A 14,428-nucleotide genomic window follows, 5' to 3' on the forward strand; every position below is an offset into this window, starting at 1 on the left:
CGGATATCGCCGGGCGCCGGCGGGATCCGCGGGCGGCCGGGGAGCGCCGGGTGCGCCGGCGGGATCCGCGGGCGGGTCAGATCACCCGGCGGATCGCCTGCTCGAAGTGGTCCACGTGGCGCACCGCCACCTCGTCGGCCCGGTCGGCTTCGCCGTCGACGACGGCTCCGATCAGCGCGGCGTGCTCGGCGACGTGCTCGCTGAGGTCGGGCAGCTGGTCGGCGAACAGGTACCAGATGCGCAGCGCCAGGTTGTAGTAGTGGTTGAGCGTGGTCTCCAGGTACCGGTTGTGCGTGCCGCGGTAGATCGCGCGGTGCACCCGGGTGTCGAGGTCCATCACCGTCGGCGGGTCGTCGGACAGGCCCTCGGCCTCGGCGCGCAGCGCATCCAGGTCCGTGCGCTCCTCCGCGGTGGCGCGCTCGGCGGCGCGCCGGGCGGCATGGCCTTCCAGCCTGCGTCGGACGTCGGCGATCAGCGCGTGGTCGGTGATGTTGACCTCGGTGACGAAGGTGCCCCGCCGCGGGTAGATCGCCACCAGCGCCTCGGCCTCCAGCCGCTTCACGGCCTCGCGGAACGGGGTTCGGCCGATGCCGAGCTCGGTGGTCAGCGGTTCCTCCTGCACCGGCTGGCCGGGCGGGAGCTGCAGCGTCACCACGAGATCGCGCAGCGTCAGGTAGGCGATGTCCGCCTGGGACCGGTTCTCGCCCGGCCGTGAATTCACTGCTGGTGACACGAGCGCACCGTACCGCACGGACTGGTATACCAGCACTGGCGGACGCCGATGCCCTTGCCGCGCGGCGGGTTTCGCGGTCAGCCGGTTGCGGCCGGCTCGGTGCTGAGCGCGGAGACCAGGCGCCTGCGGTGCGCGGCGAACTGCTTGGGGCTGTTCATCGCGAACACCGCCACCTGGCGCCCGGACCGCTCGTAGTACGCCACGAACCTGCGGGCCCGGGTGGAACCGTCCACGATCCGCACCCGGTCCTTCGGGCCCGCGTACCCGGCGAACTGCAGCGTGCAGCCGAACTGCCGGGACCAGAAGTGCGGCATGCCCGGGTAGTCGTGCGCGCGGTGGCCGGTCAGCAGGTTGCGCACCGCGACCGGGGGCTGGTTCATCGCCGTGCTCCAGTGGTCGCTGCGCACGGTGTGCCCGCGGGGCGGCTGCGCGCCGTGCACCGGGCGGTAGCGGGCGATGTCGCCCACCGCCACGACGTTCGGCAGCCCGGTGCGGCAGCCGGAATCGGTCAGCACGCCGTCGCGCAGCTTCAGCCCCGAGCCGCGCAACCAATCGGTGGCCGGGGTCGACCCCGCCGCGACCACGACCGCATCGGCGGGAAGCACCCGGCCGTCGGCCAGCTCCACGCCGGTCACCCGGTCCCCGGACAGCACCCGGGTGGCGGGCGTTCCGCAGCGCACGCGGACGCCGAAGTCCTCGTGCATGGCCAGGCACAACCCGGCGAGCTCGACCCCGAGCGTGCGGGACAGCGGGACGTGCTGAGTGTCGACCAGCGTCACGCGCGCGCCGAGGAGCCGGCAGGTGGCGGCGATCTCGGTGCCGAGCACACCGCCGCCGACCACCACGACCCGCGCATCCGCCCCGACTTCGGCGCGCAGGGCGGCCGCGTCGTCCAGGGTGCGCAGCGAGTGCGCGCCGGGCGCGCCGGCCGCCCCGGGCAGCGCGACGTCCCGCGCTCCGGTGGCCAGCACGACGCCGTCCGCGCGCACCTCCCGGCCTCCGGTCAGGCCCACCGCGCCGCGGCGGGGGTCCAGCCGCACCGCGGTCTCGCCGAGGAGCCAGTCCGCCTGCAGGTCGGCCTCCTCCTGCTCGCTGGCCAGGAACAGGTCCTCGGGTGCCACGCGTCCGGCGAGGAATTCCTTGGACAGCGGAGGTCGGTCGTAGGGGCGGTGCCGCTCCTGGCCGATGATGACCAGCCTTCCGGCGAACCCCTGCTCGCGCAGCTCCTGCGCCGCTCGCCAGCCCGCAACCGAGGAGCCGACGACGGCGACGGTGTTCACGTGTCGTCCTTGGACGCGAACAATGCGACCTCCGTTGCACCATGAGGAACAGCGGGTATCATGTGCAACAAATCTGGCCCGCGGGAACCGGCGACGTCAAGAGCATCTGCCCTCCCCGGCCCAGGTGCACCCCGATGGCGGGCCGCGCCGGTTGCGATCGGGTCAATGCAGCAGCGGCGGGTTCACATCCGAGCCCGGATGGATACGGTTGGGCCGTGGATAGCGCAACGGATGGTCGTGGACGGGGCACGCCCGCCCTGGTGCAGTCCGTCGACCGGGCGGTCACCGTGCTGGAACTGCTCGCGCGCAGTGGCGAAGCGGGGATCACCGAGATCGCCGGGGAGCTCGGCGTGCACAAGTCGACCGCGTCCCGCCTGGTCGGTGTCCTGGAAGCGCGCGGCCTCGTCGAGCAACTGGGGGAGCGGGGCAAGTACGCGATCGGATTCGGCGTGGTGCGGCTGGCCGGAGCCGCGACCGAGCGGATGGATCTGCCGCGGCTGGGCAGGCCGTTCTGCGACTCGCTGGCCGCCGATCTCGGCGAGACCGTCAACATCGCCATCCGGGACAACGACGTCGCGCTCAACATCAGCCAGGCGCGGGGGACCGCCGCGGTCACCGCGCACAACTGGGTCGGGCAGCGGACCCCGCTGCACGCTACCTCCAGCGGGAAGGTGCTGTTCGCGCACGCGCCCGAGGGAGACCAGGAAGAACTGCTCTCCGGCGCGCTGGAGCGCTACACGACCCGGACCGTGGTGCAGCCGGACGAGCTGCGCAAGGACTTCGACCTGATCGTCCGCGACGGCTACGCGACCAGCTACGAGGAGCTCGAACTGGGGCTCAACGCCGCGGCCGTGGCCGTGCACAACCACGACGGCGAGGTGATCGCCGCGCTGAGCGCCTCCGGACCGTCGTACCGCTTCTCGCGCAAGCGGATGCGCGAGGTCGTCGGGACCATGCGGGTGGCGGCCAAGGAGCTCTCCTCCCAGCTGGGTTATCTGGAGAGCTGACGCAGCCGGGTCAGCGGCCGCGCCATTCGTCCTGCAGCGCCTCGGCCGCGGAGTGCCGGGTGTCCTCGTCGACGGATCTGCGGTGTGCCGCGGGCTGCACCCGCGTCTGCCCGGACCTCGGCCGGGCCGTGCCGGGAGCAGCGGCTTCCGGTCGGGTCCCGCCGCGACCGCGGTCTGCGGCACGTCGCCGGGCGGGTGGCGGGGACTGGGCGATCACGTACAGCACCTGCAGGATCAGCACCACGGCACCGGCCGCGAACGCCGCCACCGCCAGCCAGGCCGCGCTGGAGCTGCCGCCCCACCACAGGCCCAGCGCGACGCCGCCGACTCCGCCCGCGGCCATCGCGAGCAGGTGGAACAGCAGGTGCACTCCGTAGCCCCGCACCGCGGTCACCTCTCAGTCGCGTCGTCGCCCACCGGGCGAGTTCGGGTCCCTGCGCAGCACACGTCCACCGCGCGCGTGTGGTTGTCCGGGCCGCACCGACCGACCCGGGCCGGTTTGCGGATTCGCGCACCGTTTCGATAATACCGCCCGTCAGGTGCGGAATGCCCTCAATCGATCTCCGTTCTTTCCGGAACGATTCGGCTCGATCGGCGGTACGTGATCGCGTTCCGGATTCCGCGCGGAAATGCGATCATCTCTCACCTCTTCGGGTGGGACGGCCGCCCGCGCAGGAGGTGGTGCCGCGCCGGTGCACCTACCGTGAACTGCAGGAGCCGCAACGGAGTCGGCTGGTCCGGCTCCGGATCGATCGATTCGGTCGGGGAACCGCGCCAATCCACCGCGCCGGGGGTGATGCCGGTGATCAATTCACTGGCGGGATTCGTCATTACCGCCACGATCGGGATCTCGGCGATCATCGGATCGCTGATCGGAATGTCCTGGGTGGAACGACGCCTGCTCGGTCCGGCACCACCGCCGGTCGCCGCGCGCGGGCAGGAGCGGGTGAGCGGACGGCTCGTCGTCGAGTACCGCAGCAAGCGCGCCGAACTCGCGCGCGGCTCGGCTCACCGGCTGCCCGCACTGCTGGAGTCGTCCGCGGCCGCCGGGCACGCGCTGGTGGAGATCATCCGGAACGGCACCGTGCGCCCGCCGGAGGCGCCCGCGGGCGGACCGGGCGCCATGCGCCGACCGGACCGCTGACCGGCGGGACCGCTACAGCGCAGCGAAGTCGGCGAAGTCGAATCCCGGGGACACCACGCAGCTGACCAGGGCCTCGCCCTCGGCGGCGGACTCCGCCCGCTGCCAGGTGCCGCCGGGAACGACCAGCTGCGGGCGCTGCCCGGGACCCGCGCCGAGTACCGCCTGCTCCGGATCGCTGCCGGGCCGCCGGCCCGCACCGCCGAAGGACAGGGTCAGCGCGCTGCCGCGGTGCCAGAACCACACCTCGTCGGAAGCCACCACGTGCCAGGCCGAGACCTCGCCGGGTGGCAGCAGGAAGTGGATCGCGGTCGCCGACGGGCGCGCGCCGCCGGCCGTGTCCACCGGTGTGCCGCTGGTCCAGGTGCGCCGGTACCAGCCCCCTTCCGGATGCGGGAGCAGGTCGAACTCCTCGGCGGTGGGACCGCGCCGCTCCAGGTCGAGGAACGTGCCGTCGACCGCGCGACGCGCGTAGCGCACTCCGGTGATCGCCGTGCGCGGCACCGGGCCGTAGACGTGCGGGAACGCCGTCGCGGGTCCGACGCCGAGCGGGGGCGCGGGGCTGGGCGCTTCCCAGCGGACCGGGGACGGCAGCAGGTCCGGATCCAGTTCCACCGCCACCAGCTGCTCGTCGGTGTCGCGGTACAGCGTGTTGGCCACGGCCACCGTGGTGGCCACGTCCGGAGAGCAGTGCACGAACCCTTCCGGGCCCGGCTCGGCGACCGGGGCGGTGCGATGCGCGCGCAGCTCGCTGAGCGGGAGCAGGTGCAGCAGGGGCGTCACGCCGCCAGTCTCCCCGGAGCGCCGCGGTGGCGGGTGCGGATGTCGGCGGTGCCACACGATCACCGCAGCTGTCCGGCGCCTAGGATCGTGGGCCGCCAACCGCATCCCGGCGAGGAGGTCCGCGATGTCCGTCCGAGTCGCAGTGCTGGACGACTACCAGCGCGTGGCGCACCGCTACGCCGACTGGGAGTCGCTGCCCGCCCAGGTGGAGTTCCTGCACGAGCACATCGCCGACCGCGACGACCTGGTCGCCCGCCTCGAACCGTTCCAGGTCGTGGCGGCCATGCGCGAGCGCACGGCGTTCCCCCGCGAGGTGCTCGAAGCGCTGCCGAACCTGCGGCTGCTGGTGACCACCGGGATGCGCAACGCCTCGATCGACCTGGACGCGGCCCGCGAGCTGGGCATCGTGGTCACCGGCACCGGATCCAGCGGCGCCGCGGACAATTCGTGGGCACCGACCGCCGAGCTGACCTGGGGGCTGATCTTCGCGCTGGTGCGCGACATCCCGAACGAGGACCTGCTCCTGCGGCGGGGCGGCTGGCAGGGCGGGGTCGGTCTGGAGCTCGGCGGGCGCACCCTGGGCGTGCTCGGGCTGGGCCGGTTGGGAACCCGGGTCGCCGAAGTCGGCCGGGCCTTCGGCATGGACGTGATCGCGTGGAGCGCCAATCTCACCGCGGAACGGGCGCAGCAGGCCGGGGCGCGGCGGGTGGAGTTCGGCGAACTGTTCGAGCGCTCGGACGTGCTCAGCATCCACACCGTGCTCAGCAAGCGCACCCGCGGTCTGGTCGGCGCCGCTGAACTCGCCCGGATGAAGCCCACCGCGTACCTGGTCAACACCGCGCGCGGCCCCGTGGTGGACGAGGCCGCGCTGCGCGAGGCGCTGCACGCCGGACGGCTGGCCGGCGCCGGGCTCGACGTCTTCGGCCGCGAACCGCTGCCCGCGGGTGACCCGTGGCGGGACACCCCGCGCACGGTGCTCACCCCGCACCTGGGCTACGTCACCGAGGGCACCTACGAGAAGTTCTACGCCGAAACCGTCGAGGACATCGCCGCGTTCCTGGCCGGCGCACCGGTGCGCCGGCTCACCTGAGCCCGCCGCATTCCCGGGGAGGCCGGTCCGGACCTCCGGTCTTGACGGTCGGGGAGATGCGCATCACAGTGTCATACCAACCAGTCGGTCTGTGACGTCCATCTCCGAAGGGGACACCCCATGACAGCACCGCAACCGACCCCGGCGCGCGCGCCGCGGAAACTGCTGGCCGCGGCACTGATCGCCAGTTCCATCGAGTGGTACGACTTCTTCATCTACGCGACGGCCGCGGCCCTGGTCTTCGGTCACCTGTTCTTCCCCGGCGCCAGCCCGCTGATCGGCGTACTGCTCGCGTTCGCCACGTTCTGGGCCGGCTTCATCGCCCGGCCCATCGGTGGCCTCGTCTTCGGCCACCTCGGGGACAAGATCGGCCGCAAACCGGCGGTGGTGACCTGCCTGGTGCTGATGGGGGCCTCGACCTTCCTCATCGGCGTGCTGCCCGGCGCCGCGGTGATCGGCGTCGCGGCACCGATCCTGCTGGTCCTGCTGCGATTCCTGCAAGGCATCGCGGTCGGCGGCCAGTGGGGCGGGATCATCCTGCTGCTGACCGAGAGCGGGGATGGCCGCAAACGCGGCATGGCAGGCACTTTCGGCCAGATGGGCGTGCCGCTCGGCGTGATCCTCGGCAACCTGTCCTTCCTGCTCGTGGGTGCGTCGATGGGCCAGGAGGCGTTCCTGTCCTGGGGCTGGCGAATCCCGTTCCTGGCCAGCGCGGTGCTGGCTCCGGTGGTGCTCTACATCCAGCTGCGCATCGAGGACACGCCGGTTTTCCAGGACCTGCAGGACCGCGCCGACCAGCGCGAGCAGGACGTGGTCAAGGCTCCGCTGCTGGAAGTGCTGCGCTCGCACAAGAAACCGGTGCTGCTCGGTTCCGGGCTACTGTTCGCGACCAACGCGATCTTCTACATCAGCATCTCCGGGCTGCTCGATTACGGCACGCGGGAACTGGGCATGGACCGCAATTCGCTGCTGCTGGTGACGCTGCTGTCCTCGTCGGTGTCGGTGGCGGTGATCTTCCTCAGCGGGCAGCTGTCCGACCGGGTGGGCCGCAGGCCGCTGATCTTCGCCGGTGCCGGGCTGCTCGCGGTGTGGGCGTTCCCGTTCTTCTGGCTCGTGGACACCGGGACGATCACCGGGGTCGCGATCGCGGCATGTGTGGGCGGGATCGGTTCCAGCCTCACGTACGGGCCGCTGGCGGCCTACCTCAGCGAGCTGTTCGAGCCGCGGGTGCGCTACTCCGGCGCCTCGCTGGCCTACCAGCTGGCCGCGATCCTGGTCAGCGGCGGCACCCCGTTCATCATGACCGCGCTGCTGGCCGCCACCGGCAGCTCCGCATCGGTGTCGGCCTACCTGCTGCTGATGGGCGTGATCACCCTGCTGTCCGTGCTGTTCCTGCGCGAAACCCGCCAGCGCGAACCGGAATCCCCGCGCACGCCCGAGCAGAGCATGTCCTGAGCCGGCGCCGCGCCCGGTGCTCGACCGAGCGCCGGGCGCGGAACCGCGTCAGTCGAAGACGACCATCCGCCGGACACCGCGTCCGGCCTGCATCTCCTCGAAGGCGCCGCCCACATCGGACAGTCCGATCCGTTCGGTCACCAGTGAATCCAGGTCCAGCCGGCCGGACCGGTAGTGCTCCAGCAGCACCGGGATGTCCGCCTCGGCGTCCGTCGAGCCGTACATGCAGCCGCGCAGCGTGCGCGCGAAGTGGGCGACCTCCAGCGCGTTGAAGCTGAACTGGTCGCCGGTTCCGCCGAGCCCGACCACCGTGGCCTGCCCGCCGCGGCGGGTCGCCGACCACGCCGCCCGGATCGTCTCGGCGCGCCCGACGCACTCGAAGGCGTGGTCGGCGCCCCGGCCCTCGGTCAGCTTGCGGATCCGCTTGCTCAGGTCCGGCCCGGGTTCGAGGACCTCGTCGGCACCCAGCCGGACCGCGAGATCGGCCTTGTCCGGCGCGGGGTCGACGGCCAGCACCGTTCCCGCCCCGGCGATCCGCGCGGCCTGCAGCGCGCACAACCCGATACCGCCGAGCCCGAACACGACCACGCTCTCCCCGGGACGCACCCGCGCGGCGTTGAACACCGCGCCCGCCCCGGTCAGCACCGCGCAGCCCAGCAGCGCGGCCTGCTCCAGCGGGATGTCGGCGTCCAGCCGCACGCAGGAGTTCACGCCGACGACCGTCTCGGTGGCGAACGCCGCCGTGCCCAGCCCCGGATGCACCGGGGTGCCGTCGCCGAGCGCGGCGTAGGGCTGGGCCATCGCGTTGCCGCCGTGCGGGCACAGGTAGGGCTCACCGGCGGTGCAGAACCAGCACTCCCGGCACGGCGGGGTCCAGTTCAGCACCACCGAGTCGCCGGGTTCGAGACCCGCCACGTCCGGACCGGTCTGCACGACCGTCCCGGCGCCCTCGTGCCCGAGGACCGCGGGGACCGGATGCGCCAGCACGCCGGTGGCCAGCGACAGGTCCGAGTGGCAGACCCCGGTCGCCGCCAGCCGCACCCGAACCTGGCCGGGGCCGGGTTCGGGCAGTTCCACCTCCTCCAGCGCGATCTCGCCGCCGGTCTCCCGGATGACTGCCGCCTGCGCCGTTGTCATGCCGCTCCTCACGGGCGTGTGGTTCGGGATCGTGGGTTCCCCGGGGAATGGGTGCGCCGCCGGTCAGACCTCGGAGGCGAGTTCCTTGACCTTCTCGATGAGCCGGGCGCTCTCCTCCGGGCTGCCGGCCACCGGCGTGACGTTGAGCGTGGTCACCCCGGACTCCTTGAGCGCGGCCAGCCGCTCCTTGACGTGCCCCTCCGGGCCGATCAGCGTGGTCTTCTCCAGCAGTTCGCGCGGGACCGCGGCCGCGGCCTCCTCCTTCTTGCCGTCCAGGTAGAGGTCCTGGATCTTCTCCGCCTCGGCCTCGTAGCCGTAGCGGCGCGCGAGGTTGTTGTAGAAGTTCTTGCCCTTGGCGCCCATCCCGCCCACGTACAGCGCGACCTGCGGGCGGCCGAAGTCCAACAGGTCGTCCAGGCCCTCGCCGATGGCCAGGTGCGCCTGGGCGACCACGTCGAGCTCGGGCAGCGAGGGATCGCGCTTGGCCTTGCCCGCCGCCAGCGACTCGCCCCACACCTCGCCGGCCTTCTCCGGCAGGTAGAAGATCGGCTCCCAGGACTCGGCGATCTCGGCCACCATCTGCACGTTCTTCGGCCCGATCGCGGCGATCATCACCGGCACGCGGTCCCGAACCGGGTGGTTGATCAGCTTCAGCGGCTTGCCGAGCCCGGTGCCCTGCTCGACCGGGAGCGGGATGTTGTAGTTCTTGCCCGAGTGCTCGACCCGCTCCCTGCGCCACACCTGGCGGCAGATGTCCACGATCTCGCGGGTGCGTCCCAGCGGTGCGTCGTAGGGCAGGCCGTGGAAGCCCTCGATCACCTGTGGTCCGGACGCCCCGATCCCGAGCGTGAATCGCCCGTCCGAGACGTAGTCCAGACCGGCGGCGGTCATGGCCGTCAAGGTCGGCGTGCGCGTGTAGATCTGCAGGATTCCCGAGGCGATTTCGAGCCGTTCGGTGCACGCGGCGATGTAGCCGAGCTGGCTGACGGCGTCGAAGGAGTACGCCTCCGGCACGTACACGATGTCCAGCCCGGCGCGCTCGAAGCGCACCAGGTTGTCGACCGTCTCCTTGAATCCTCCGCTGTAGTTGAGCGGCATCCCGATGCGCATTGGTGGTCCTCTCCGTTCGCGGCAGCGGCATGCCCGCCCTCCGGCCACGCCGCCGAGGCGCTCCTGAGGTTACCGACGGGTTTTCGCGGTCGGGAGATCGGCGCCGAACCGGTCTTTGTGATGCACCTCTCACGGATTCCCCCGGTCGCGACGATCTTGACCGGCACCGGTCCGGACAATGGGGACGAGGCGCACCGGAGCGCCGGGAGCCGCGGGAAGGGGTCGGATGAGGCTGGCGTTGCTCGACATCGGGTCCACGGCCGCACGGCTGGACATGGTGGACCTGGACAGCGGGAGGGTCCCGCGCGCCGACTGGAGCGTCAAAGCCCGTACCCGGCTCGCGGACAACACCGGCCCGGACGGGATGATCAGCGAGGAAGGCGCCGCGCTCGCGGTGCGCGCGGTCCGCCGCTGCGCGTCGGCCGCGCGCGAGGACCGGCCGGACGTGCTGCTCGGGTACGCGACCTCGGCAGTGCGCGACGCCCGCAACGGTGCCGCGCTGCGCCGCAGGCTCAGTGCCGCCGCCAACGTCCGCATCGGCACGCTCACCCCGCGGGACGAAGCCGCCGTGACCTACCGGGCCGCTCGGCGCTGGCACGGCAGGTCCGGCTCCGTGTTGACCACGGTGGACATCGGTGGCGGCACCACCGACGTCGCCGCGGGCATCGGCACCGATCCCGCGGAGATCGTCTCGCTGCCCCTCGGCGCGGCCAGCCTCACCAGGCAGTTCCTGCCCGACGACCCGCCCGGCCCGGAGCAGGTGGCCGCGCTGCGCGCCGCGCTGGACCGGGCGTTGCCCGACCGGTTGCGCGGTTTCGCCGGACGCGGGCCCGGCAATCCGGTCGCGCTGTCCAAGGTCCTGCGCCAACTCGCGGTGCTGACGGCGAGTTCGCCGCAGCACCCCGTCCGCCACCCCGACCGGCTCTCCCGCGGGCTGCTCCAGCCGTGGATCCCGCGGCTGGCCGAGCTTGGGCAGCGCGAACGGGCCCGGCTGCCCGGGGTTTCGCGCAGCCGGGCCCGCCGGATCCTGGCCGGTGCGCTGCTGGCCGAGCGGGTGCTGCACGTCATCGGCGCGGACGAGCTGGAGATCTGCCCGTGGGGCCTGCGCGAGGGCCTCGTCTTCCGGTTCCTGGAGGCGTACCGCGCGTGCGGGCAGCGACCGGACGGAGCGGCCCGCGCACTGTCCGCGTTGTTCCGCTGAACCGGCCGCGGTCGAGGTTCCGGCGGTGGCACCGGGCGGTAGCGTCGGCGGCGTTCAACACCCGCGGAACAGGAAGGTCCAACGTGGCACTTCTGGTGCAGCTCGTGATCACCGCGGTGGCCGTGTGGATCACCACCGCGCTGCCGGGGATCACGCTGGAAGGCGACGACACCACCGCCAAGGTGCTCACCCTGCTGGTGGTGTCGGTGATCTTCGGCGTCGTCAACCTCGTGCTCAAGCCGATCGCCAAAACGCTCGGCTGCCTGCTCTACGTGCTGACCCTCGGCCTGTTCGGCCTGGTGGTCAACGCCCTCCTGTTCTGGCTGACCAGCTACCTGGCCGGTCAGCTGCAGCTGCCGTTCCACGTGGACGGGTTCTGGGCGGCGTTCTGGGGCGCGCTGATCGTGTCCGTGGTCACCAGCGTGCTGGCCGGGCTGTTCGAGCGGTCCGGCAGCGACGACCGCAGCTGATCCACTGCCGCAGGGCCGGTTCCGCCGCGGTTCCGGTCCTGCGGCCCCGGCGGCCGTGCGGCGCGGGTCCAAGATCAGCGCGTGCTAGGGTCGTCGACCGTCCGCCGGTCGGCTTCGGGGAGCTGATCGGCTGCACCAGCCCCGGTCCAGGGACCCGGGTCGGTGATCGTTCTCCCCGGATCGCGCTGGTGCCGCGCCCCTCTCGAAGCGGGCGCACCTGCTGACACTTCAGCGCGATCGTCCGCACGTCGGGGACGGCCGGTCGCGGTGCTACTCGACCTCGTGCGGAGCACTGTGGCGGAAACGATGGGTTCCGGCCGACCGGACGCCCGGCCCCGACGGCTGCGGGCCGCGGCATGGCCCGGCCTGGTCCTGCTGCTGGTCTGGCTCCTGGTGTCCTCGATCGCCGTGCACGGTGCGCTCGCCGATCGGTCGGCGGCGGCCGGGGTGCGCGCCGAGACGACGCCGGTGGTCGACGTGCTGGTGGCCGTGCAACAGGAGCGCCGGTTGGCGCTGCAGCGCCTGGCCCCGCCGCCCGGCCCGGGGGAGCGGCGTCCGGACGCGGCCGCGCTGCTGTCCCAGCGCGCCCAGACCGACCAAGCGCTCGCCCGGCTGCGCGTCGTGGCCGGCGCCGTGCCGGACCGGTTCGCCGGACTCCCGCAGCACCGCGAGGCCGTCGACGCCGGGACGGTGCCGCGCGGCGAGGTGGCCGCGTTCTACGGCGGTCTGCTCGACGCCGGGGTGCACCGGCTGGACGTCGGCGCGCGGGTGGTGGCCGATCCGACCGCCGGGCACCAGTTGCGCACCGCCGCCGAGCTGTTCCGCGTCAGCGCCCGGATGGCCGGTGCGGCCGCGCTGGCCGACGGCGCGCTGGGATCCGGCGGGTTCACCACTGCCGAGCACGTTGAGTTCGCCCGCCAGGTGGGCGGCTACCGGGCGGTGCTGGAACCGGGCCTGCCGGACCTGGCGCGCGAAGCCGCGGCCGTGCACCGCGAACTCGTCACCGGGCACGGATGGCGCACGCTCATGGACCTGCAGGACCAGCTGATCAGCGCTGCACCCGGAAGCGGCGCACCGCTCCCGGACGGCGAGCAGTGGCGCAGCACCAGCACGCGGGTGACCCAGGACCTGGTGGCGCTGGCGGTGGAGCAGGCCACCGCGGCACCGGAGACCGGCGTGCGCGCCGCGGACCGGGAGCTGTGGGCCACCGCATCGGTCGGCGCGGCCGGACCGGTCGTGCTCGCGGCCGCCACCGCCGCGGTCGCGAGCCGTACCCGCACCCGCGGCGCCACGGTCGGGACGGGCGCAGCGCAGCAGCCCGAGGAGACCGCCGGTCAGACCCGGTAGAACGCTGCGGCGTTGTGCCGGAGCACGGCGTCCGCGTGCTCGCCCGCGGCCTCGGCGACCAGGTCGAGATCGGCGTGCGCGAAGGGCCGGCGCGCGCGGGTGGACGGCAGGTCAGTGCCCACCACGAGCGCGGTCGGGTCGATGTCGAGGATCGCGCGGATCGCGTGCGCGGGGTCGAGCTCGATCCGGCCGAAACCGGTGGCCTTGACCTTGACCCCGCGCTCGACCAGGCCGAGCAGGTGCGGCAGCCCGTCGGGGTGCAGGCCGAGGTGGTCGATGCTGGCTGCGGGCAGTGCGGCGAGGGTGTCGGCGAGATCGGGCAGGTCGCGCGCGTCGACGTAGAGCTCGGTGTGCATCCCGGCGATGCCGTGCACCCGGCGGGCGAGGTGGTCGAGGTGCTCCAGCCCGGCCGATCCGCCACGGCGCAGGTTGAACCGGATCGCGCGCACGCCCCGCTCGGCGAGCTCGGCGATCTCCCGATCGGGCATGTCGTGCGGGATCTGTGTGACGCCGACGTAGCCGGGGCCGAGCTGGGCGAGCGCGTCGAGCAGGTAGGTCTGGTCGAACCGCTGGAACGAACCGGACACCACCGCTCCACCGACGACGTGCAGCCGCTCGGTGCGGGCCCGGTAGTCGTCGACGGTGAACTCGTCGGGCAGGTAGTCGTTGTTCGCGTGCAGCGGGAACCGGCTGTCGATCACGTGGAAATGGGCGTCGAACAGCGGTCGGCGGTCGGTCACGGTGGGCGCTCCCGGGGCGGGGTCGGTCGGGCGCGGGAATCGGGCGGCTTATCTGTCCCCGAACGGCGAAGTGGCCTCCGAAACAGCGAAAAGGCCAGGCGCGGAAACCCTTTCGGGTTCCGACCTGGCCTTTTCGTCGGTGGGCGATACTGGGATCGAACCAGTGACCTCTTCGGTGTGAACGAAGCGCTCTCCCGCTGAGCTAATCGCCCGAGTTCTGTTGTCCGCCGCCTTCTGCGGCGACGGGGAAAGATTACACGGTCGTCCTCAGGAGCCGAACAGGGGGGAGGCAAGCCAGGTCATGTGCATGCCGAACCAACCGCCGACCAGGTCGAACACGCCCATCATCCACAGGGTCACGCCGACCACGGCCGCCGTGCCGCTCATGACCCCGATCTTGGTGATCGCGCGCTGGCGGGCGAGCCAATGCACCCAGCGCTGGTAGTGCCGCTTGGCGAACGCGTTGACCCGGTGCGCCCAGTGGAACTCGGTGGCCAGGATGCCCAACCCGGCGAAGACCACGAGCCAGCCCGGGCCGGGGTAGGGGACCATCACGATCCCCACCACGAGCACGATGGCGCCGACGGTGCCCAGCACGCAGCGGTAGGTGGTGTTGAGCGTGCGCCGGTGCCGGATGCGGTCCCGGCGTGCGGCGACGGCGTCGCGCATCGCGCGCAGCCGCCCGCGCAGTCCCGTGTGTCCCGGGACGTCGGCGTCCCCGCCGTCGGGGCTCCCGGTGGCGGCCTCCCGGCGCCCGGCGTCGCGCTCCGCCGACTCGTCGCGTGTCCCGGGCTCGCCCGGTTCGGTTCTGGGGTTCAGGACCGCACCTGCCTTGTCCGCGCTGTTGCGATGTCGTTCGCTCCGATGCCTGCACGACCGCATGTCCGCCTCCCGACGATACTGGGCTCGCCGGTCCAGCGGAGGCGGATCCGCC

General features: G+C 72.6%; 15 protein-coding genes and 1 tRNA gene. 7 read left to right on the forward strand and 9 right to left on the reverse strand.

Annotated elements, in window-relative coordinates:
- Positions 1 to 76 precede the first annotated feature (76 nt).
- A complete protein-coding gene (locus IQ251_RS02165; protein WP_193926699.1) occupies positions 77 to 733 on the reverse strand; it encodes a GntR family transcriptional regulator in 657 nt (218 codons plus the stop codon).
- A 77-nt stretch (positions 734 to 810) separates the two neighbouring features.
- Complete coding sequence (locus IQ251_RS02170) at positions 811 to 2,013, reverse strand: NAD(P)/FAD-dependent oxidoreductase (protein WP_193926700.1); 1,203 nt, start codon at positions 2,011 to 2,013, stop codon at positions 811 to 813.
- Between the two features lie 260 nt (positions 2,014 to 2,273).
- Here IQ251_RS02170 and IQ251_RS02175 point away from each other — a divergent pair, with 260 nt between their 5' ends.
- A complete protein-coding gene (locus tag IQ251_RS02175; RefSeq protein ID WP_370591159.1) occupies positions 2,274 to 3,020 on the forward strand; it encodes an IclR family transcriptional regulator in 747 nt (248 codons plus the stop codon).
- Between the two features lie 10 nt (positions 3,021 to 3,030).
- Here IQ251_RS02175 and IQ251_RS02180 read toward each other — a convergent pair whose 3' ends face one another.
- Positions 3,031 to 3,405: a hypothetical protein gene (locus tag IQ251_RS02180; RefSeq protein WP_193926702.1), complete on the reverse strand. Its 375-nt coding sequence runs from the start codon at positions 3,403 to 3,405 to the stop codon at positions 3,031 to 3,033.
- Between the two features lie 417 nt (positions 3,406 to 3,822).
- On the opposite strand from IQ251_RS02180, the gene IQ251_RS02185 reads away from it, so the two are divergent.
- Complete coding sequence (locus IQ251_RS02185; protein WP_193926703.1) at positions 3,823 to 4,164, forward strand: hypothetical protein; 342 nt, start codon at positions 3,823 to 3,825, stop codon at positions 4,162 to 4,164.
- 12 nt (positions 4,165 to 4,176) lie between these two features.
- Here the strand turns inward: IQ251_RS02185 and IQ251_RS02190 are convergent, their stop codons facing one another.
- Complete coding sequence (locus IQ251_RS02190) at positions 4,177 to 4,944, reverse strand: cupin domain-containing protein (RefSeq protein ID WP_370591153.1); 768 nt, start codon at positions 4,942 to 4,944, stop codon at positions 4,177 to 4,179.
- A 124-nt stretch (positions 4,945 to 5,068) separates the two neighbouring features.
- Here IQ251_RS02190 and IQ251_RS02195 point away from each other — a divergent pair, with 124 nt between their 5' ends.
- Both IQ251_RS02195 and IQ251_RS02200 read left to right on the forward strand, forming a co-directional pair.
- Positions 5,069 to 6,034 carry a D-2-hydroxyacid dehydrogenase family protein gene (locus tag IQ251_RS02195; RefSeq protein ID WP_193926705.1) on the forward strand — a complete coding sequence of 322 codons (966 nt, stop codon included), beginning with the start codon at positions 5,069 to 5,071 and terminating at the stop codon, positions 6,032 to 6,034.
- 120 nt (positions 6,035 to 6,154) lie between these two features.
- Positions 6,155 to 7,489, forward strand: a complete 1,335-nt coding sequence (locus IQ251_RS02200; protein WP_193926706.1) for an MFS transporter — start codon at positions 6,155 to 6,157, stop codon at positions 7,487 to 7,489.
- Positions 7,490 to 7,537: 48 nt separating this feature from the next.
- Here the strand turns inward: IQ251_RS02200 and IQ251_RS02205 are convergent, their stop codons facing one another.
- Together IQ251_RS02205 and IQ251_RS02210 are read right to left on the reverse strand one after the other, a co-directional pair.
- Positions 7,538 to 8,626 carry a Zn-dependent alcohol dehydrogenase gene (locus IQ251_RS02205; protein WP_193926707.1) on the reverse strand — a complete coding sequence of 363 codons (1,089 nt, stop codon included), beginning with the start codon at positions 8,624 to 8,626 and terminating at the stop codon, positions 7,538 to 7,540.
- Between the two features lie 63 nt (positions 8,627 to 8,689).
- The gene (locus tag IQ251_RS02210; protein WP_193926708.1) at positions 8,690 to 9,736 is read right to left on the reverse strand and encodes an LLM class F420-dependent oxidoreductase; all 1,047 of its coding nucleotides are present in this window, start codon (positions 9,734 to 9,736) and stop codon (positions 8,690 to 8,692) included.
- A gap of 226 nt (positions 9,737 to 9,962) precedes the next feature.
- On the opposite strand from IQ251_RS02210, the gene IQ251_RS02215 reads away from it, so the two are divergent.
- The 3 genes from IQ251_RS02215 (at position 9,963) to IQ251_RS02225 (ending at position 12,754) form a co-directional block, all read left to right on the forward strand.
- Entirely contained in the window at positions 9,963 to 10,937 is a 975-nt protein-coding gene (locus tag IQ251_RS02215) for a Ppx/GppA phosphatase family protein (protein ID WP_193926709.1), read from the forward strand.
- Positions 10,938 to 11,020: 83 nt separating this feature from the next.
- Complete coding sequence (locus tag IQ251_RS02220; RefSeq protein WP_193926710.1) at positions 11,021 to 11,407, forward strand: phage holin family protein; 387 nt, start codon at positions 11,021 to 11,023, stop codon at positions 11,405 to 11,407.
- Between the two features lie 294 nt (positions 11,408 to 11,701).
- Complete coding sequence (locus IQ251_RS02225) at positions 11,702 to 12,754, forward strand: nitrate- and nitrite sensing domain-containing protein (protein ID WP_193926711.1); 1,053 nt, start codon at positions 11,702 to 11,704, stop codon at positions 12,752 to 12,754.
- Here IQ251_RS02225 and IQ251_RS02230 read toward each other — a convergent pair.
- The 3 genes from IQ251_RS02230 to IQ251_RS02240 all read right to left on the reverse strand — a co-directional run bounded on the left by IQ251_RS02230 (position 12,742) and on the right by IQ251_RS02240 (position 14,376).
- Positions 12,742 to 13,494, reverse strand: a complete 753-nt coding sequence (locus tag IQ251_RS02230; protein ID WP_193926712.1) for an amidohydrolase family protein — start codon at positions 13,492 to 13,494, stop codon at positions 12,742 to 12,744. The genes IQ251_RS02225 and IQ251_RS02230 overlap by 13 nt on opposite strands.
- A 140-nt stretch (positions 13,495 to 13,634) precedes the next feature.
- A tRNA-Val gene (locus tag IQ251_RS02235) sits at positions 13,635 to 13,706 on the reverse strand.
- Between the two features lie 55 nt (positions 13,707 to 13,761).
- Positions 13,762 to 14,376: a TIGR02611 family protein gene (locus tag IQ251_RS02240; protein ID WP_228045987.1), complete on the reverse strand. Its 615-nt coding sequence runs from the start codon at positions 14,374 to 14,376 to the stop codon at positions 13,762 to 13,764.
- Positions 14,377 to 14,428 lie beyond the last annotated feature (52 nt).

The sequence above is a fragment of the Saccharopolyspora montiporae genome (assembly GCF_015209505.1).
In the GTDB taxonomy this organism is placed as follows: domain Bacteria; phylum Actinomycetota; class Actinomycetes; order Mycobacteriales; family Pseudonocardiaceae; genus Saccharopolyspora; species Saccharopolyspora montiporae.

Bases quoted from the DNA above. Each gene is read 5' to 3' on its own strand.
- IQ251_RS02195 (WP_193926705.1), top strand. From the start codon at position 5,069: ATGTCCGTCCGAGTCGCAGTGCTGGACGACTACCAGCGCGTGGCGCAC.
- IQ251_RS02200 (WP_193926706.1), top strand. From the start codon at position 6,155: ATGACAGCACCGCAACCGACCCCGGCGCGCGCGCCGCGGAAACTGCTG.
- IQ251_RS02205 (WP_193926707.1), bottom strand. From the start codon at position 8,626: ATGACAACGGCGCAGGCGGCAGTCATCCGGGAGACCGGCGGCGAGATC.
- IQ251_RS02210 (WP_193926708.1), bottom strand. From the start codon at position 9,736: ATGCGCATCGGGATGCCGCTCAACTACAGCGGAGGATTCAAGGAGACG.
- IQ251_RS02215 (WP_193926709.1), top strand. From the start codon at position 9,963: ATGAGGCTGGCGTTGCTCGACATCGGGTCCACGGCCGCACGGCTGGAC.
- IQ251_RS02240 (WP_228045987.1), bottom strand. From the start codon at position 14,376: ATGCGGTCGTGCAGGCATCGGAGCGAACGACATCGCAACAGCGCGGAC.